Raw genomic sequence first — 16839 nt, forward strand, 5'->3', positions numbered from 1 at the left:
CGGCATCCGGGCGCGGCATCCGGGCGTGCCTGGAAGACGCCGGCATGGGGCTGCTCTATCTCCCCGCCTACAGCCCCGACTTCAATCCGATCGAGCAGCTCTTCGCCAAAATCAAGAAACTGCTCAGGCGAATGGCACCTCGATCCTTCGACGCCATATGCAACGCCCTCAAGACCATCCTCGAAACTGTCAGACCTGCCGAATGTGCAAACTACCTCAAACACGCCGGGTACGTGCAAACCTGATCGAGAATGACTCTAGAATGTAGGAAAAGTGGCAGGGGAGCTCGGACTCGAACCGAGGGCCTTCGGTTTTGGAGACCGACGCTCTAACCAACTGAGCTACACCCCTGTGCGGTTGCGGGCTTTAGCGTGAGGTTTCCCAGGGGGCAAGCGTTCAGGCGGCTACGGCGTCGCCCCAGTCGCGATTGGCGATCGCCCGCGCTTCCTCGACCGGCAGCGGGCGGCCGAAATAATAGCCCTGCACCTTGGTGCAGCCGAGTTCCTGCACCATGAGGTGCTCCTGTTCCGTCTCGACGCCTTCGGCGGTGGTCGCCATGCCCAGGCTCTGGGCGAGTGCGACGACGGCGCGGATGATGGCGATCGCTTCGGGCACATTCTGCGACGCACCCTGGACGAAGCTGCGGTCGATCTTGATCGAGGAGAAGCGGGTTCGGCTGAGATAGCCGAGCGAGGAATAGCCCGTTCCGAAATCGTCGAGGCTGAGTCGCACGCCCAGATCCATGATTCGCTCGAGCACCTTGGTCGCGCCGGTGCCTTCACGCATGAACACGCTCTCGGTGACCTCGAGTTCCAGCCGCTCGGGCGGCAGGCCGCTGTTCGCCAGTGCCGAGGCGACGGTCGAGACGAATCCAGGGTTATGCAGCTGGTCGGGCGAGACGTTGACCGCGACGCGCACCGGCGAGCTCCAGCGGGCTGCCTCTTCGCAAGCGGTCCGCAACACCCATTCGCCAATCGGAGCGATCAGCCGGGTTTCCTCGGCAAGGGGGATGAACTTCATGGGCGACACGTTGCCGAGTTGTGGATGCGACCAACGCAGCAGCGCCTCGAACCCGGTCAGCGCGCCGGTCGCGGCATCGACCACCGGCTGATAATGGAGGTGCATCTCGTTGTTGTGCAGTGCCTTCCGCAACGCCATCTCCAGGACACGGCGTTCCTCCGCCTCGACATGGAGCTGCGGTTCATAGAGCCGGACGACACCGCCGCCGGCGTCCTTGGCGCGATACAGGGCAAGGTCGGCCGAGCGGATCAGCATCTCGGCGGTGCGGCCATCGCGCGGCCCTGTCGCAACGCCGACGCTCGCGCCGGTATAGAGCGTGTGCTGATCGATCTCGTAAGGGCGTGACAGCACCTCGATGATCGACTGGGCCAGCTGCTCGATCCTCGCCGTATCGCTCGCGTCGCGCACCACGACGGCGAACTCGTCCCCACCGAGACGGCCGACCTCCTCATTCTTGGTCTTTAGCTGACTGAGCCGCTCCGAGACGCGACAGAGCAGCCGGTCGCCGATCGGATGGCCAAGCGTGTCGTTGACCGCCTTGAAGCGATCGAGGTCGATCATCATGAAGGCGCAGCGGCTGCCCCATTTCTCGGCCGAGGCCATCGCCTGGACTAGCGCTTCGTTGATCAGAAGCCGGTTAGGGAGGTCGGTCAGCGTGTCGAAACGCGCCATGCGATTGATCTTGTCCTGCGAGGCGCGCTGCTCGGTGACGTCCGAGCCGACACCGCGGAAACCGACAAAGGCGCCGCGTTCGTCGAGGCGCGGGTTGGCAGCGATCTCCCACCAGCGCTGTTCGCCATTAACCTCGACGGGGAGCAGAAGGTCGCGAAAGCTCTCCCGGCCTTTCAGCTTCTCCGCCAGCGCACGAAGGCCGGGCGAGAAATTGCCCGATTCCCAGGTCGGCCCTGCGAGCACTTGAAGAAATGGCATGCCATTGACCGCGAGCGGATCGAAGCCGACCGACTGCGCGAAACGGGGCGAGGCGCGGACGATGCGGCGATTGGCATCGGTCTCCCACAGCCAGTCGGCACTATGTTCGGCGAATTCGCGGAGTAGCAAGCTGACCGTCTCATCGCGTTCGGCGAGCGCGATCTCGCCGGCGCGGATTACCACCAGTGCTTTGCCGCGACCGAAACAGACCAGCATCAGCAATGCGGTGAAGATGATTGCCGTCGAGGCGAGTAGTGGCCCGCCCACGAAATACAGCATCACGGTGATCGCGCTGCCCAGAATGGCGAGGAAGCTGAGCGTCGCCATCGGTAGCGCCGCCATGGCGACAGCCGAGGCGGTCATCAGCAGCGCGATGACGATCCACAGCCCGAACGCGATGGCCGGATTGGCGCTGACGCCGAAGGCAAGCGGCGGTATCGACCAGACGGTCGCGAGCCCGACACCCTCAAGCACTGTGTCGCGGACGTGGCGCAGGGTGGCGGTCTCCGCCGTGTGGCGTCGCGCAGCGAGGCGGCGGAAGGTGATGGCCGCCGCAACCGCCGCCACGACCGCGCCCCAGCTCGCCAACGACCACAGCGGCGCTACCGGCTGAAGGACGAGGGCGACCAGCATCGCGCCGACGACATTGGCCGCAAGCAGGAACAGGGCGAGCTGGCTGCCCGCATTTACCTGCGCGGCGCGAATCGGGCCCCAGTCGGTGGTGTCGGCCGGATCGTACAGGCCAAGAAGGGCGCGTCCGTCGATGCGCGGATGGGCGAATTGGGAGGCGGGGCGATTGCTCACCCGCCCGCGATAGCCCATCGCTGGTTATCGTATGGTTAGGCGTAGGGCCGATTTGGGGTTTTATTATCGCGGTCGAAACGACGTGGGCCGCACGCCGTCATCGACCGAAAGGGTATGTTAGGCTGCGATATCGTAGGGCTTGATCTCGCCGTTTAGATACAGGTTGCGTGCCTTTGCGCGGCTCAGCTTGCCCGAGCTGGTGCGGGGCAGGGTGCGCGGCGGGATCAGCTCGATCACGCAGTTCATGCCCGTCACCGAACGGACGCGCTCGCGGATTTCCTCGCGCAGGCGGATGCGCTCGGCATCGTCGGAGCTGCGGCACTGAACCAGCACAGCGGGGGTTTCTTCACCGCCCGGCGTGGTGATGGCGAAAGCGGCGATGTCGCCGGCCTTGAAGCCGGGCAGTTGCTCGACGGCCCATTCGATATCCTGCGGCCAATGATTGCGGCCGTTGATGATGATCATGTCCTTCGCCCGGCCGACGATATAGACATAGCCGTCCGACATGTAGCCCATGTCGCCGGTGTCCAGCCACCCATCGACCATGCAGGCATCGGTCGAGGCCTGGTCGCGAAAATAGCCGACCATCACCGATGGACCCGAACACCACACTTTACCGATCGCGCGCTCGGGGAGCGGCGTGCCGTCCTCCTCGCGGATTTCAACCTTCATGTCGCGCACGGGCTTGCCGCAATTGACGATCGCACGATAGCGCTGCGGCCGGTCCTGTCCCGCAGCAACGCCGGATAGCTGGGTTTCCTCGACCAGCTCGACGCGGATGCCCTCCGACGGCGGCATGATCGATACGGCAAGGGTCGCTTCTGCCAGACCATAGCTCGGCAGGAAGGCCGACGCCTTGAATCCGGCATCGGCGAAGGCGTCGACGAAGTTTTGCATCACGTCAGGGCGGATCATGTCGGCGCCGTTGCCCGCCACGCGCCACCGCGACAGGTCGAACCGATCGCTCGCCTTGGTCTGGCTCGACATGCGCCGTGCGCAGATGTCATAGCCGAAGGTCGGCGAATAGGAGAGGCTGGTGCCAGGGTTGCGGCTGATCATGTCGAGCCATGCCAGCGGGCGCCGCGCAAAATCCTCCGTCTTCAGATAATCGGTCGAGACCTGGTTCGCGACGGGCGACAGGAAACAGCCGACCAGGCCCATGTCGTGGTACCAGGGCAGCCAGGAGACGCAGCGGTCGCTTGGCTGAAGCTCCATGCCGTGGCCGTGCGCGGCAAGGTTGTTGAGCAGCGCATGATGCGTGATCGCCACGCCATGCGGAAAGCGGGTCGATCCACTCGAATATTGCAGATAGGCGATGTCGGTGCCCTTGGCAGACGGCAAGACCGCGTCGGGCGCCGGGCGCTGCACCAGCTCGGACCAGTCGACCCCTTCGATATCGACCAGGCGCGCGGCCTCTCCGGCCATCTGGGACAGTTCGGGCGGGTAGATCAGCATCGTCGGGTCGCAGCTCGTCAGCTGGACGCGGAGCTGCTCGATATAGGAATCGCGGCCGCCGAACGACGTCGGCAGGGGAAGCGGCACGGGCCAGGCGCCGGCATAGACCACGCCGAAGAACAAAGCCGCGAAATCCGGGCTCGTCTCTGCGACCAGCGCGATGCGATCCTCTGGGGTCACGCCTGCCGCGATCAGGCGGCGCGCCATCGTCACCGCATCTTCGCGTAGTTCGGCAAAGGGATAGGGACGAACGAGACCGCCGCGCGCGTCGTGGAAGTTGAGGCCGCGAACACCGCTGGCGGCATAATCCAGCGCTTCCCCGAGCGTTTCGAAATCCGCGAAGCGCCGCTCGAGCGTATCTTCGGTTGAGGTCGGCATCACCGTGGCACGCTCCGCCAACAGCTCTCCCGATCCCGGAACATCACTAACCATTAGTCCTTGCGCCCTTGAATGCGGCCTTTCCCCAAAGCCCGCTTCTTATGAAGCGTGCACTTCTGCCGCTCCCAAGCGTTCAAAATCCGTTCCGACTGTGGCACAATGATGGCGTGATGCAACAGACCAGGACTAGCAGAGAGCGGCGCAGGCCGCCGCCGCTCGAGGCGGCGGCGCTCGAAAGGCTGGCGTTACGCTATGTCGAACGCTTCGCGACGACCCGGGGACGGCTAACCGATTACCTGACCAGGAAAATCCGCGAACGGGGCTGGCAAGGGGAGCAGGCCGACCCGGCCGGGCTTGCCGAGAAATTTGCCGAACTGGGCTATATCGACGACCGTGCGTTCGGCGAGGCGCGCGCATCGGCCATGGCGCGGCGCGGCCTGGGCAAGCGGCGCGTGAGCGGGGTGCTGCGCCAGGCCGGGATCGGCGAAGAAGATGTCGAGGCGCTTGCCGCGGGGATCGAGGAAAGGACACTCGATGCAGCGCTCACCTTCGCGCGCAAGCGGCGGATCGGTCCGTTCGCCGACGTCGTGCCGGATCGGCCGCAACGCGAAAAACAGATTGCGGCGATGATCAGGGGCGGCCACGATTTTACCCTTGCGCGACTGATCGTTTCGATGGCCCCGGGCGAGGATATCGACCAGTCGGGATGATTTTCCGGCAATTCGAGTGAAATCCGGTGGAATCGTCGTTTTTATCCTAGACGTGATCCGTGCTAATATATGGTCCGGGGGAATAGTTGGTTATGCGTAATGATCCGCAACCGGCGTTCGGGGGCCGGACCTGGGATGACACGATTGTCGAGGCTTCGTCGCCGGCGAGGCCTGGCGACGTGTCGGTTTCCGGCATCCTGAAATGGTTCGATGTAACCCGTGGCTTCGGCTTCATCGTCGCCGACGATCCCTCGGTGGGGGATGTGCTGATCCATTTCTCCGTGTTGCAGCCGCATGGCCGGCGCAGCCTGCCGGAGGGCGCCCGCGTCGATTGCCTGGCCGTGCTGCGCGAACGCGGCTTCCAGGCGAGCGAGATACTGTCGATCGATCTGAGCGACGCGATCGAGCCGCCGATCCGGCCGCGCCAGGGCGACGACCGGATCGATCCGACTTCATTGGTCGAGAATGCCGGACCATTCGAACCAGTGACGGTCAAGTGGTTCAACCGGCTGAAAGGCTATGGATTCCTCGTGCGCGATGCGGATTCGGCCGATATATTCGTCCACATGGAAACCCTGCGGCGTGCCGGCATCGCCGAGGTCGAGCCCGATCGACGCCTGCGGGCGCGGATCGTCGAAGGTCGCAAGGGCCCGCTCGCGGTAGTGGTCGAAGAGGAAGGCTGATTCTGTCATGATGCTGAAGAATTTCGCGGCAGCGTTTGCGCTGACCGCGCTGACGCTCACCGCCTGTTCGAGCGACGGTGCGGCCGCTTCGTCCGGCCAGGAAGCGGCTGCCAAGACGATCGCGCTGTCCGTCACCAGCTCCAACGGCAAGCACGACTTCACCGTCGAGACCGCCAAGACCGAGGCTGAGCAGCAGCGCGGCCTGATGTTCCGCACCGGCATCGCGCCGAACGCCGGCATGTTGTTCGCGCCGTATCCGCCGGACGGAGGCGGGCCGAAGGAAGCCAGTTTCTGGATGAAGAACACGCCGAGCCCGCTCGACATCATCTTCATCCGCGCCGATGGCACGATCGCGACGATCGCCGAGAACACAGTGCCTTTCTCCGAAACGCCGATCCCTTCGGGTGAGCCGGTTGCGGCGGTACTCGAGATCAATGGTGGACGGTCGGCTGAACTGGGGATCGCCCAGGGTGACAAGGTGACCTGGGCTGGCCACGGCCAGTGATCGCGACGATGATCCTGTCCGGGGCAGCGTGGTGAGGCGGATCGGCACGACGACAGTTGCCCGCGTGGCGAGCAACGGGTAAGCGGCGGCGCATGGGCATCAACCTCAATCCTTTCACCTGGTGGAACGGCGCCTCCTGGGGCACCATGATCGGACTGCGCGGCAAGACGCGCGTCGGCGAGGACCATCTCGGCAATGTATATTATGAGGGCGGCACGGACCCCAACGGCATCACGCGCCGCTGGGTGATCTATGATGGCGCCAACGACGCGAGCCGCGTCTCGCCCGAATGGTTCGGCTGGCTGCATCACCAGGTCGACGACCTGCCCGATCGCTCGCTGCCCGCACCCCGCGTCTGGGAGAAGCCGGCCGTGCCCAACATGACCGGCACGGCGCTCGCCTATCGTCCGCCGGGGGCGCTTGAAAAGGGCGGCCACCGCGCCGCTGCCACGGGCGACTACGAAGCCTGGGCGCCGGAGTGATGCGCAGACTGCTGGGCGGTGCGGCGATCCTTGCGCTGCTCGCAGCCGGGGCGTGCGACCGGAAGGCCGACTCGCCCGGCGCCAAGCAGGCCCCCAAGACGGCCCTGGACGAGGATCAGCCGCCCTCCGATGTGGTGACGGTGGACGTCCCAAGCGGCGCGGACCCGTCGTTCGGTGCGACGCCGATGGCGCAGCGAGTCGCCGTGATCGGCCTGCTCAACAAGCGCAATGGCGTCGCACGCGAAGTCAGCCTGAAGCCCGGCCAGGCCACGCGCGTCGGCGATGTCATCGTCCGCCTGCGCGCCTGCGAGCAGACCGCGCCCTGGGAACAGGATCATTACACCGGCGCCTTCGTCCAACTCGACGTGCAGCAGATCGATCGCACCTGGAAGCGGGCGTTTTCGGGCTGGCTGTACAAGGAACGTCCGGCGCTGAACGTCGTCCAGCACCCGATCTACGACGTCTGGGTCAAGAGTTGCGCGATGACCTTCCCGGTCGGCGGGCCCGATTCGGTGCCGGCCGAGAGCGGCGAGGGCGCGCCACGGTCGAGCGCGAAGAAGTCGCCAGCGGAAGAGGCGCCCGCCGCCGAGGCGCCGGCGCCTACGACCCCGTCGACTGCCGCGGACAGCAATCCGACATAGGTGCTGCGCGGGATCTCGATCGCACCGAGCGAGGCGAGATGATCGGTCATGAACTGGCAATCGAGCAGGGTAAAGCCGCCGACGCGTAGCCGCGCGACGAGCCATGCGATCGCGACCTTCGACGAATCGCGTGCGCGGCTGACCATGGATTCGCCGAAAAACGCGCGCCCCAGCGCGATGCCGTAGAGCCCGCCGGCAAGCTCGTCGCCGTCCCATACCTCGACGGAATGGGCGAAGCCCAGGCGGTGTAGCTCGATCGACGCCTGTTCGATCTGCGGGTTGATCCAGGTATCGGGCCGGTCGTCGGCCGCTTCGGCGCAGAGCGCGATGACGCGCTCGAACGCCGCGTCGGCGGTGACGCGGAAGCGATCCGACCCGATCGTCTTACGCAGCGAGTGCGAGAGGTGGAAGCCGTCGAGCGGCAGGATCGCGCGATATTTGGGCTCGACCCAATAGACCCCGTCGGCGTCGCGGGCATCGGCCATGGGGAAGACCCCGATCGCATAGGCGCCGAGCACCAGCTGCGGGTCGAGCGGCGTAAACGCTGCCGCCGTATCGGGCGGCGTGCCCTTCATGTGGCGAGGCGCCGTTCGATCGCCTGCCAGAGCTGGGCGAATGCCTGGCCGCCTGCGGACTTTGCCGCGAAGGAACCCACCGGGGCGCGGCGGACTGCCATGGATTCGACGATGCTGGCCATCGGCACCACCGGCCAGTCGGGATTGCGCGCGATCGCCGCGGCATGGAGCTTGCGCCGGCGGTCGACCATCGAATGGACCGGCATGACCTGGGCCTTTCCGCCGAGATGCTTCACCACTTCGGCATAGGCACGCTCCGACAAGGGCGACGGGATGACGGGCACCACGATGAGGTCGGCGGCGCGCATCACCTGGTCGCTGGTCTCGGTCAGGCCCGGCGGGCAATCGAGCAGGATCCGGTCGTATGATTTGCGCAGGCCGAGCAGCAGCTTTTGCAGCCGCTTCTTCTTGTCGAGTTCGTGGAACAGCAGGTCGAGGCCGCGCAGGGAGGCGTCGGCGCCGATCAGGTCGAGACGGTCGATCGCCGTGTGGTGGATCAGCTTCTCCGGCTCGACGTCCCTGGAGAAGACCGACTGGGCCTGTTCCTTGGCCTTGCCGCCCGACAGGAGGAAGCTGCTCGCGGCCTGGGGATCGAGATCCCACAACAGGGTGCGGCGTGCCGAGAGCGTCGCCGCGCACCAGGAGAGGTTCACGGCCAGCGTTGTTTTGCCGACTCCGCCCTTCAGGCTGTAGATCGCGATCGTCGCCATTCGAGGTCCCTTGTCCGCTGCCGCCATGGTGCCCGACAGGGGCGGGCGAGGCAACTGTTTCGCCCATGAAAAAGGCCGGCGGATCGCTCCGCCGGCCTCGTTGAAATCGATCGGACCCCGTGCCTTACTGGTGGCAGGTGGTCGAACCCTTGCCCGGTGCGGTCAGGCTGATGTTCTTGGGCGTGCCGGTGAGCGAATAGCCCTCGGCCTTGAGCGGATCGCCGGCCTTGTCGGCCTTCAGCGTGGTCGCCGGGCCATCCTTGGCCAGCTTGACCACCGCCATCTTGTCGCCTTCGAAGAAGGTGACGTAGACGAGGCTGTTGTCCTTGCAGCGCATGGTCGCTTCCGCCTTCATCGCAGGCGGCAGTTCGACCGGCGCGCGATTGGCGATTTCGGCCGCCTGCGGATCCGGCGCGGTCAGGGTGACCGTCTCCGGCTTGTCATTGTTACAGGCCGAGAGCGCGAGAAGCGCGACGGCGGCGAGGGGGATGAAGCGGCTCGTCATGTCGCGGGCTGCTTTGCCCACGGAATCCAGCCCGTCAAGCGCTTATTGGCAGATCATATACGATGGAGTTCCCCATTTTGAGGGGTCATAAAAACGTCATTCTAACATGCGGAATTCAAGCGCCCGATTATTCGTGAAACTCGCTCATTTCCGGGATTCTTCCAAAGGCGATCTTGGTGCCGACCCGGTCCAATCTGCCGCCATGGAGCGGCCCGACGCTGACCGCGTTGCGGCCGAATCTTTCATTGATCCGGTCCATCGCCCGGCTGAGCGACAGGGTGCGTGTCTCGCGCGCCAGCGGGTCGTCCGGGTCGAGCAATGCGAACAGCGAATCCTGCTCGCCCGCGACGGGCTCGATCTCGGCGAGCGTCACGCCGATCATGCGGATCTGGAAATCGCCGGGGCGCTTGCGGCCGGCGACGACCAGCCGGGGATAGAGCGCGTCGAGCCCGGCCAGCACCGCGAAACTGTCCTGGGTCGAGGGAAGCTTGATGCTCGCGCGCCAGGTCGACTTGTCGTCCTCGAACTTCGCGTGGAGCACGAGCAGACGGCTGCGATAGCTCTTGCGCCGCAGCCGGCTCGCCGCCTTGAGCGCCAGGCGGCGCGCGGTGAGGCGGACCGGTTCGACCCCGCGCTTGCCGGGCGAGAGGACATGGCTGTGGCCGATCGAGCGGCTCTGCGTCGCCTTTTCCGGCAGGTCGACGCCGTGGAGCAGATACCAGAGCCGGTCGCCATTGGTGCCGCCCCAGGCGGTGCCGGCATCGCGCGGGCGGCGCTCGCACAGCTGGCGGATGTCGTTGACGCCGTCCTGCGCCAGGCGCCGCTCCATCTTCGCGCCGATGCCGGCGATGTCGCGCAGCGGCATGTCGAACAGGCGCTGCGGCAGCTGGTCGGCGGTCATCACGACCAGCCCGTCCGGCTTCATCATGTCCGACGCCAGCTTGGCGAGCAGGCGATTGGGGGCGATGCCGACCGAGCTGGTGAGGCATTCCCCGACATGGGCGCGGATGCCGGCCTTGATGCGGTGCGCGAGCGCGACCGCCGCCTCCGCGCTGTTTTCATTGTCGAGCAGGCGGCAGGCGACCTCGTCGATCGAGCAGACGCGGGTGATGGGGATGTGTTTCCAGATTTCCGCGATGATCGCGTCGTGGAACTCGACATATTTTTCGTGCCGGGCGGGCGTGACGATCAGGTCGCGGCACAGCCGCTTCGCCACCCACACGGGCGTGCCGGTGGAGATGCCGTAGCGCTTCGCCTCGACCGAGGCGGCAATGGCGACGGTGGTGTCGCTGTGGACGGGCGCGACGAGCACCGGCTTGCCGCGCAGGTCGGGCTGGAGCTGCTGCTCCACGCTCGCGAAATAGCTGTTCAGGTCGAGGAACAGCCAGCGCAGCGGGCGCGGGGGCAGGAGGGGGGAGTCGTCCGGCACGGTGTGGAACGTATCATGAACATTCAGGCTTGTGGAGTCTGGTTTCTCGCTCGAACGCACCGCGCCACCAGCGCTTTGGGTCGTGGTTGGCGGGACAGTGATACCAGGAGCCTCGACGTCAGCGCATGCGGCCCGATGGACACCGGAACAGGTCCGGGGTGACGGACGATGGGCGGTTAGGCGAGGTATTGCCGCAAGGCGTTCCATGCCGGTTGCTTTGCGGCGGCGCCGACGGTGTGGAGCGGGCTGCTGGAGGGCAGGGCGATCTGGGCGAGGCCGGAGATGCCGGCAAGCTGCTTCGACCCGTGGCGGAACGATGTCGCGCCGTTGAAGCCGATGGCACGCAGGTTCGGGAGCGAGCGGACCAGCCCGGGGAGATCGTTGCCGACCAGGTCGCGGATCGCGGCGTCGCTGCTGCCCTCGCGCCGGGCGCTGGCGACGACGTCCCACAGGCCGATATGCGCCGCCAGCAAGGCGGCGAGGCGGGTGTCATAATCGAGCGCGACGAGATCGCGGCCGACCACGCCCGACATCAGGCGCCAGAACTGGTTCTGCGGGTGGGCATAATAGCGCCGCTCGGCAAGGGAGCGGTCTCCGGGCAGGCTGCCCAGGACAAGCAGCCGGACCGCGGGATCGACCACCGGGGGGAAGGAGCGTTTCTCGATCACGACGCGGGCTGCTTTACCGTGCGGGGGGCGCTTGTCGATGGCCGCGCCGGCCTGGGGCGGCCGCCACGGGGCTGGGGAGGGTGCTGCACGAGGGAAAGAGCGGGACGGCGGGTCTCTTGGTGCGGGTCGTGATAGCCGCCGGGATGGCCGGGTTGAATCAAGGGGCGGTGTTGGAGCGCGGCGACAGTAATCGTCATGAATCCGGGGGCGGTTTTGCGTCGGGTTACGGGGAAGGAGCAAATAGCCGCCGATTTATGCGAGGCACTTACGAGGGAGGCAAAATGCGACGCTTCTTGAGAGCTGCGCGGCGATTATTGATGAACGGGATTCATCCGCGGCCAGCGACTGCGCGGTGATAGCCGACAAGGGATCGGCGTATTGCCACGCTATTGGCCTTTTACTCGCCGACTTATGCGAGGGGTATCGGATCTTCATCATGCTTTTCTTCCGGCCGTGAACGCGTTGTTCGAGCCCGTCGCGCCGCGGGGCGGGCGAGGGGCTTTGCGGAGAGTTCAGCATGGATGGGCGCCGGCTTGAATCGCGGGCGGCCCTGCGGAAAGCCGTCACCCCGAACGGGTGTCGGGTGCGGACGCGGTCAGAATCTCCAGCGCGCCGTTCGCCGGGCAGATGACCGCTTATGGATGCCGGAACAGGGTCGGCATGACGAAGACATGGGTGACGGACGGCCCCCGAGGACCGGGCCCGGAAGGATCACTCCCCCTTGTAGCGGCCGATCGGTGCGGAGCGGGCCGTCACCTCTTTCGCGCGCTGGTGGCGGATCACGAAGATCGTCGTCGCGACGGCCCCCACCATGAGGGCGATGAGCAAATAGGCGATGTCGAGCCGGTCCATAGTCTGTCCTTCGCTGGCCACGGGATGCGTCCGTACCGCAGATCCGCCACAGGCGACAGCGATTTGCTGCAGCGCACAATGCCGGAATGGGGCAGTCCTATACCGGCCGCAACGTCGCCGCGACCGGCATGCGACCAACCGTTCGGCTGGTGCGAAATAGGGCGCCCGCGCCGTGCGGGACGCGACGGTATCGCCGCGTCGTCTTGTCCTCGCCGGCGGCGACCAGCGGAAAGAGGAAGCCCGTCGGCGCGACCGATCCGGCCAGATCAGGCGCCGAATGGAGCATGGCTGAAAGAGAAGATCATTCCGGTATCAGACTGAAATTGCCGGCAAGATCGGTTGTTTCTGTGCTTTGTGCCGCCTCGGGCAAGTGACACCCTTCACTCATTGCAACGGCCACGAATCGCCATTGCATCACCGGGAGAAATGTCATGCGAAAATTTGGTGCTCTACTGGTCGCCGGTCTTGCGCTCGCGACGGTTTCGATTCCCCAGGCCGCCTTCGCCACCGACCCCGAAGCCGAGCAATATGCTTATGCGCTGTGCTCGCACAACCAGTGGGCGTGGGAGGGGTACGCAAGCTTCAACGAGTGCACCCATTATAAAATCCTGGAGTGGGAGATCAATCACCCCTGATCTCGCCGACGCCGGGGCGCCGGGCATGCACTGCCCGGCTCCCCGGAGCATGATGGGTGGTTCGTGAGGCGATTGCCCGGCAACCGCGCCGCCGAGGGGGCATGAAGGCCGCACCGCCCTTCGCCCCGCGTCCTACGCCTTGGGCAGGCAGGGCGCCTTTGCCGTGCGGAAGCGGACGCAATCCCACATCGTCACGTCATCGCTGCCCGGATGCCGATCGAAGCGCACGGCGAGCGCGGTGGCCTGGCGTTCGCCGAGCGGCAGGACATGGGCGAGGGTGCCGGCGTCCGTCCAGCCCAGGATGGTGCAGTCGGCGGTGCCCGGGCATTGCTTGCGGAACGCAGCCTCGACCCGCGGCACATTGGCGTGCGGATCGATCTGCACCGCGAAGGTGCCGGCCGCGATCGGCGTGAAGGTCAGTTCGGCCGTGCCGTCCGCCTTGCCGCCACCGCCGCCACAGCCCGAGAGCAGCAGGGCGGCGGCCAGGGCGGCCATGAACGATGGCGTCGCCGACATCAGATGCCGCCGAGGAAATCCATCTTGCCGATCGGCACGCCCTTGTGGCGCAGCAGGGCGTAGGCGGTCGTCACGTGGAAATAGAAGTTCGGCAGGGCGAAATTGGTCGCATAATCGATGCCGGTGAACTCGAAGCTGGTGCGCGGGGTGGTGATGGTGACGGTGGCGCCTTCCTTGCCGTCGATCGCCTCACGCGGGACGGCCTTCAGGAAGGCGACGGTCTTCGCGATGCGCTCCTGCAGCTCGGCGAAGCTGGCTTCCTCATCGGCCATCGGCACATTCTCGACCCCGCCCAGGCGGACGGCGACGAACTTCGCCGCATCGCTGGCGCGCTGCACCTGGCCGGTGAGCGGCGCCATATCCTCGATCAGCCGCGCGGTGAGCAGCTCGGCCGGATCGATGCCCTTCTCGGTCGCGAAGGCTTCGCCCTTGGCGAGGAAGCCGGACATTGCATGGAAGCCCCGGAGGAAGGCCGGGACGGTGAGGTCATAGAGCTGAGTCGTCATGGGGCGCGGTGTAGCGGGGTGGGGGCGGGGCGTCGATGGCTCCCACGACGGCAGGAGGCGAAACGCGGTGGGGCGAGGATATCAGCGAAAAGCAATGCGCGCGCATCGCCGGGCGATCACTCTCTACAGCCACGTCACCGGGTTGAGGCAACCTGGTGCGGTGTCACCCATTATTCCGGAGCATCTGGGTTCCGGCTCTGACGCCGGTCATATTCTGAAATGAACTCTGGGTAACTTCCCTCCAAGGGGCCTACCTCTTCTCGCCAGATCCGAGCAGCGATATGCGTTCGCCCCGTGTTCACATTCCAACTCATCAGATCCCGCGCGCGAACATATTCCCGGAACCACCTATCCTTGACGACTGGATCGTCCCTTTCGGCATCGGCCTTGGCTTGGGCTTCGGCTTGGGCTCGCTCTCGAACCGCAGCCTCAACGAGGCGGTTAATCGCATGATGGATGATGCTCATCTGCGCAGCTTGCCATGGGCGAGCACTATTTCAAGCGAGAGGCCGCACCAGTCGGTTACACGTTACCGGGGAGGCATCAGTCAAAGCCGAAATCCCAACCGTCAGCCGTCTTCGTAACCAGGCGTTCCGTTTCGCGCCCCGTGAAGCGCGGTTTCCGTGACGGACGAATGGATTGAGCGTATCGGCAATTGGCTTTGCGTCCGACGCTTGTCCATCTGCAACGCGCATTCGAAAAAGACGGCATCGGATTCCACAAGGGTTCGGTTCCATCCTCTTTTGCCTGTCGCATCGCTTCCAAAAGTGCGCTTGCCCACGCCGCGCTTATTTCGATGGCGGGTATGGTAAACTCGCTGGAGGTGCGTGCATCCACGCAGCCCGATGTTGCGAGCGCGACCAAACAGATTAACGAGGCACTTCGCAAGGCTTTCCCCTTTTAAGCGCTGCTATGCTCAAGAACGAAGTTGTTCCATAAGTTTGCGCGCTGAGCGCACTAGATTTTCCGCGGCACGTTCAAAATTCACGGAGTTAAGGGGTATTTGCACGTGTCACCGCTATTTCCGCTATTTCGTGCGATGGCGCTGGAGGAAGATGCGATCGTGCCGAAGTGGACCTCCGGGGGCCGAATCGGAGAGCGGCGCGTCACCAGCATGAGAGCCAACTGTGCCCGGGACGGACGAAGATACGCGCACCTTCACCGGAACTCCTCCAGGATAGGGCGACGGTCTATTAAACCCAAGACTGTTCATTTTACAACACTGCCTCTGGCTAGGAATTAGCCATTTCGGCCCACCGGTTCACACCGACCGCCGCTTGTGCGCCCCGTATTGCGCGACTTCTAGCAAGTGGCTAGATTAAAAGATTGTCTGACGATATTGGGGGGGGGTGTGACTTTTACTTTTGAGGTTCCGACACCTGAGGGCGCCCGCAATTTCACCGCCGAAATCGGTTCGTCACTTTATTTCGTAGGGGCTAACGGTGGTGGGAAAACCCGGCTGTCCGTTCTGATCGAAAATACATTTGGCACGCTGGCACACCGTATCTCAGCCCATCGCGCACTGGTATTGAACCCAGATGTGCCGAAATTGAGCGAAGCGTCGGCCCTTCATGGGTTAAGAACAGGGAACGCCGATGCCGCCTCGCCGCATACGAATCGATCTTATACGCGGTGGGGGCAAAAAGAAGCGGTAAATCTGCTGAATGATTTTGATTTTGTGCTACAGAGTCTCTTTGCCAATCAGGCCAATAGGGCGCTTATTAGTCATAACAATGCGAGAGCTGGTGTCTCGAAAATTCCAGAGGCCACGAAAAGCGAAAGTCTGGTTGCAATCTGGGACCGGGTATTTCCGCACCGACAAATTCATTTCACAGGAGATAATATCTCGGTTTCCGTCCGGGGGGCGGACAGTCAATACAGCGCATCTCAAATGAGTGATGGAGAAAGAGCAGTATTTTACCTTATAGGTCAGGTATTGCTGGCTGATGAGGGCAGCATAATAATATTTGATGAACCGGAACTTCATATCCATCGGTCGATAGTTTCAAGGCTCTGGGACGAAATAGAGGCGGCGCGCGCCGACTGCGCTATGATCGTAATTTCTCACGATCTTGACTTCATCGCGGGACGGCGGGGCACCACCTTCGTCTTGCGCGATTACCATCCGGCCTCTGGTTGGATTATTGACGAAGTGCCGGAAGATGCGGCTTTCTCTGAGGAGCTCATCACGCTCATACTCGGAAGCCGAAAGCCGATCCTCTTCGTCGAGGGAAATGGTGAGAGTTTGGATCAAGCAATTTACAGAGCATGCTATCCGGATTGGACGATCATTGCCCGCGGGTCGTGCCAAGAGGTAATACATTCTGTGACGAGCATGCGAGCGAACGCGATACTGACGCGGGTGACTTGTGCAGGGATCGTCGATGCAGACGGTCAGGGTGTAGAAGATCGGGCTTATTTATTGCGTAAGGGCGTCTCAATTTTACCTGTTTCGGAGATAGAGAATCTACTTATACTTCCCGCGGTACTAGATGCGATCCTAAAAATTGAGGGGTTTGAGGGGGAGGGATTGATATCGAGGCGCGAGCAGCTTTTGGGCGAACTTTTCGAGCGTGCTGTCGATAAGGCAACGCTGTGTGTGACGTGCTCCCCCGAGTGTTACCACTCAGACATAGAGTCCATGCCCATTTTGCTGGCTGGTTGCTGATATGGCAACGGGCATGGGGGCATGCCCCCATGCCCGTTTGCCGGCGATCTCGGCGGGTGTTTTTCCGCCCAGTTTCGAGTGTGGCCTGACGTTGTTGTAGTCGTCACGCCAGGCCGCCAGTACCCGGCGCGCATGCGCCAGTGACCGGAACAGCGTCTCGTTGAGAC

18 protein-coding genes, 1 tRNA gene and 1 pseudogene are annotated in these 16839 nt (G+C 64.1%); 8 read left to right on the top strand and 12 right to left on the bottom strand.

Annotation, left to right across the window (positions count from 1 at the left end; translation table 11 throughout):
* Positions 1-245, top strand: a 245-nt coding sequence (locus tag AC1DT7_RS23800) for a transposase (RefSeq protein ID WP_478038753.1), incomplete at its 5' end; no start/stop codon positions are given.
* Positions 246-274: 29 nt separating this feature from the next.
* On the opposite strand, the gene AC1DT7_RS23805 is transcribed toward AC1DT7_RS23800, so the two are convergent.
* From AC1DT7_RS23805 to AC1DT7_RS23815, 3 genes are all read right to left on the bottom strand, one after another.
* Positions 275-351, bottom strand: a tRNA-Trp gene (locus AC1DT7_RS23805).
* 45 nt (positions 352-396) lie between these two features.
* A complete protein-coding gene (locus AC1DT7_RS23810; protein ID WP_478038754.1) occupies positions 397-2772 on the bottom strand; it encodes a putative bifunctional diguanylate cyclase/phosphodiesterase in 2376 nt (791 codons plus the stop codon).
* Between the two features lie 99 nt (positions 2773-2871).
* Positions 2872-4641, bottom strand: a complete 1770-nt coding sequence (locus tag AC1DT7_RS23815) for a fatty acyl-AMP ligase (protein ID WP_478038756.1) — start codon at positions 4639-4641, stop codon at positions 2872-2874.
* 116 nt (positions 4642-4757) lie between these two features.
* On the opposite strand from AC1DT7_RS23815, the gene AC1DT7_RS23820 reads away from it, so the two are divergent.
* The 5 genes and pseudogenes from AC1DT7_RS23820 to AC1DT7_RS23840 form a co-directional block, all read left to right on the top strand.
* Entirely contained in the window at positions 4758-5297 is a 540-nt protein-coding gene (locus tag AC1DT7_RS23820) for a regulatory protein RecX (RefSeq protein ID WP_478038758.1), read from the top strand.
* Positions 5298-5389: 92 nt separating this feature from the next.
* Complete coding sequence (locus AC1DT7_RS23825) at positions 5390-5980, top strand: cold-shock protein (RefSeq protein WP_478038759.1); 591 nt, start codon at positions 5390-5392, stop codon at positions 5978-5980.
* A gap of 10 nt (positions 5981-5990) precedes the next feature.
* The gene (locus AC1DT7_RS23830) at positions 5991-6485 is read left to right on the top strand and encodes a DUF192 domain-containing protein (protein WP_478038778.1); all 495 of its coding nucleotides are present in this window, start codon (positions 5991-5993) and stop codon (positions 6483-6485) included.
* Positions 6486-6577: 92 nt separating this feature from the next.
* On the top strand, positions 6578-6967 hold the full coding sequence (locus tag AC1DT7_RS23835) for an NADH:ubiquinone oxidoreductase subunit NDUFA12 (protein ID WP_478038760.1): 390 nt from the start codon (positions 6578-6580) through the stop codon (positions 6965-6967).
* A 185-nt stretch (positions 6968-7152) separates the two neighbouring features.
* Positions 7153-7386 (top strand): annotated as a pseudogene (locus AC1DT7_RS23840) (DUF2155 domain-containing protein); the annotation flags it as partial.
* Positions 7387-7421: 35 nt separating this feature from the next.
* Here AC1DT7_RS23840 and aat read toward each other — a convergent pair.
* The 6 genes from aat to AC1DT7_RS23870 form a co-directional block, all read right to left on the bottom strand.
* A complete protein-coding gene (gene aat, locus AC1DT7_RS23845; RefSeq protein ID WP_478038762.1) occupies positions 7422-8183 on the bottom strand; it encodes a leucyl/phenylalanyl-tRNA--protein transferase in 762 nt (253 codons plus the stop codon).
* Positions 8180-8893 carry a ParA family protein gene (locus AC1DT7_RS23850; protein WP_478038779.1) on the bottom strand — a complete coding sequence of 238 codons (714 nt, stop codon included), beginning with the start codon at positions 8891-8893 and terminating at the stop codon, positions 8180-8182. Before AC1DT7_RS23850 ends, aat begins: the two co-directional genes overlap by 4 nt.
* Positions 8894-9017: 124 nt before the next feature.
* Entirely contained in the window at positions 9018-9398 is a 381-nt protein-coding gene (locus tag AC1DT7_RS23855; protein ID WP_478038781.1) for a hypothetical protein, read from the bottom strand.
* A gap of 127 nt (positions 9399-9525) precedes the next feature.
* The gene (locus tag AC1DT7_RS23860; RefSeq protein ID WP_478038764.1) at positions 9526-10827 is read right to left on the bottom strand and encodes a Y-family DNA polymerase; all 1302 of its coding nucleotides are present in this window, start codon (positions 10825-10827) and stop codon (positions 9526-9528) included.
* A gap of 176 nt (positions 10828-11003) precedes the next feature.
* A complete protein-coding gene (locus AC1DT7_RS23865; RefSeq protein WP_478038766.1) occupies positions 11004-11495 on the bottom strand; it encodes a DNA-deoxyinosine glycosylase in 492 nt (163 codons plus the stop codon).
* Positions 11496-12206: 711 nt separating this feature from the next.
* Positions 12207-12347 carry a hypothetical protein gene (locus AC1DT7_RS23870; RefSeq protein WP_478038767.1) on the bottom strand — a complete coding sequence of 47 codons (141 nt, stop codon included), beginning with the start codon at positions 12345-12347 and terminating at the stop codon, positions 12207-12209.
* Between the two features lie 431 nt (positions 12348-12778).
* On the opposite strand from AC1DT7_RS23870, the gene AC1DT7_RS23875 reads away from it, so the two are divergent.
* Positions 12779-12982 carry a hypothetical protein gene (locus tag AC1DT7_RS23875; protein WP_478038769.1) on the top strand — a complete coding sequence of 68 codons (204 nt, stop codon included), beginning with the start codon at positions 12779-12781 and terminating at the stop codon, positions 12980-12982.
* Positions 12983-13114: 132 nt separating this feature from the next.
* On the opposite strand, the gene AC1DT7_RS23880 is transcribed toward AC1DT7_RS23875, so the two are convergent.
* Together AC1DT7_RS23880 and AC1DT7_RS23885 are read right to left on the bottom strand one after the other, a co-directional pair.
* Positions 13115-13498, bottom strand: a complete 384-nt coding sequence (locus AC1DT7_RS23880; RefSeq protein WP_478038770.1) for a hypothetical protein — start codon at positions 13496-13498, stop codon at positions 13115-13117.
* Positions 13498-14004, bottom strand: coding sequence for a DUF1993 domain-containing protein (locus tag AC1DT7_RS23885; RefSeq protein ID WP_478038772.1), 507 nt, complete (start codon positions 14002-14004; stop codon positions 13498-13500). Before AC1DT7_RS23885 ends, AC1DT7_RS23880 begins: the two co-directional genes overlap by 1 nt.
* Positions 14005-15355: 1351 nt before the next feature.
* On the opposite strand from AC1DT7_RS23885, the gene AC1DT7_RS23890 reads away from it, so the two are divergent.
* Positions 15356-16672, top strand: a complete 1317-nt coding sequence (locus AC1DT7_RS23890; RefSeq protein ID WP_478038774.1) for an AAA family ATPase — start codon at positions 15356-15358, stop codon at positions 16670-16672.
* Here AC1DT7_RS23890 and AC1DT7_RS23895 read toward each other — a convergent pair.
* Positions 16631-16839, bottom strand: a 209-nt coding sequence (locus AC1DT7_RS23895; RefSeq protein WP_478038776.1) for an integrase core domain-containing protein, incomplete at its 5' end; no start/stop codon positions are given. The two genes, AC1DT7_RS23890 and AC1DT7_RS23895, sit on opposite strands and share 42 nt — an antisense overlap.

Source organism: Sphingomonas sp. P3_C6 (genome assembly GCF_056402595.1).

What these genes read in the sequence shown, in the direction of transcription:
- AC1DT7_RS23810 (WP_478038754.1), bottom strand. Translation starts at nt 2,772, where the DNA reads ATGGGCTATCGCGGGCGGGTGAGCAATCGCCCCGCCTCCCAATTCGCC.
- AC1DT7_RS23815 (WP_478038756.1), bottom strand. Translation starts at nt 4,641, where the DNA reads ATGGTTAGTGATGTTCCGGGATCGGGAGAGCTGTTGGCGGAGCGTGCC.
- AC1DT7_RS23820 (WP_478038758.1), top strand. Translation starts at nt 4,758, where the DNA reads ATGCAACAGACCAGGACTAGCAGAGAGCGGCGCAGGCCGCCGCCGCTC.
- AC1DT7_RS23825 (WP_478038759.1), top strand. Translation starts at nt 5,390, where the DNA reads ATGCGTAATGATCCGCAACCGGCGTTCGGGGGCCGGACCTGGGATGAC.
- AC1DT7_RS23830 (WP_478038778.1), top strand. Translation starts at nt 5,991, where the DNA reads ATGCTGAAGAATTTCGCGGCAGCGTTTGCGCTGACCGCGCTGACGCTC.
- AC1DT7_RS23835 (WP_478038760.1), top strand. Translation starts at nt 6,578, where the DNA reads ATGGGCATCAACCTCAATCCTTTCACCTGGTGGAACGGCGCCTCCTGG.
- aat (WP_478038762.1), bottom strand. Translation starts at nt 8,183, where the DNA reads ATGAAGGGCACGCCGCCCGATACGGCGGCAGCGTTTACGCCGCTCGAC.
- AC1DT7_RS23850 (WP_478038779.1), bottom strand. Translation starts at nt 8,893, where the DNA reads ATGGCGACGATCGCGATCTACAGCCTGAAGGGCGGAGTCGGCAAAACA.
- AC1DT7_RS23855 (WP_478038781.1), bottom strand. Translation starts at nt 9,398, where the DNA reads ATGACGAGCCGCTTCATCCCCCTCGCCGCCGTCGCGCTTCTCGCGCTC.
- AC1DT7_RS23870 (WP_478038767.1), bottom strand. Translation starts at nt 12,347, where the DNA reads ATGGACCGGCTCGACATCGCCTATTTGCTCATCGCCCTCATGGTGGGG.
- AC1DT7_RS23875 (WP_478038769.1), top strand. Translation starts at nt 12,779, where the DNA reads ATGCGAAAATTTGGTGCTCTACTGGTCGCCGGTCTTGCGCTCGCGACG.
- AC1DT7_RS23880 (WP_478038770.1), bottom strand. Translation starts at nt 13,498, where the DNA reads ATGTCGGCGACGCCATCGTTCATGGCCGCCCTGGCCGCCGCCCTGCTG.
- AC1DT7_RS23885 (WP_478038772.1), bottom strand. Translation starts at nt 14,004, where the DNA reads ATGACGACTCAGCTCTATGACCTCACCGTCCCGGCCTTCCTCCGGGGC.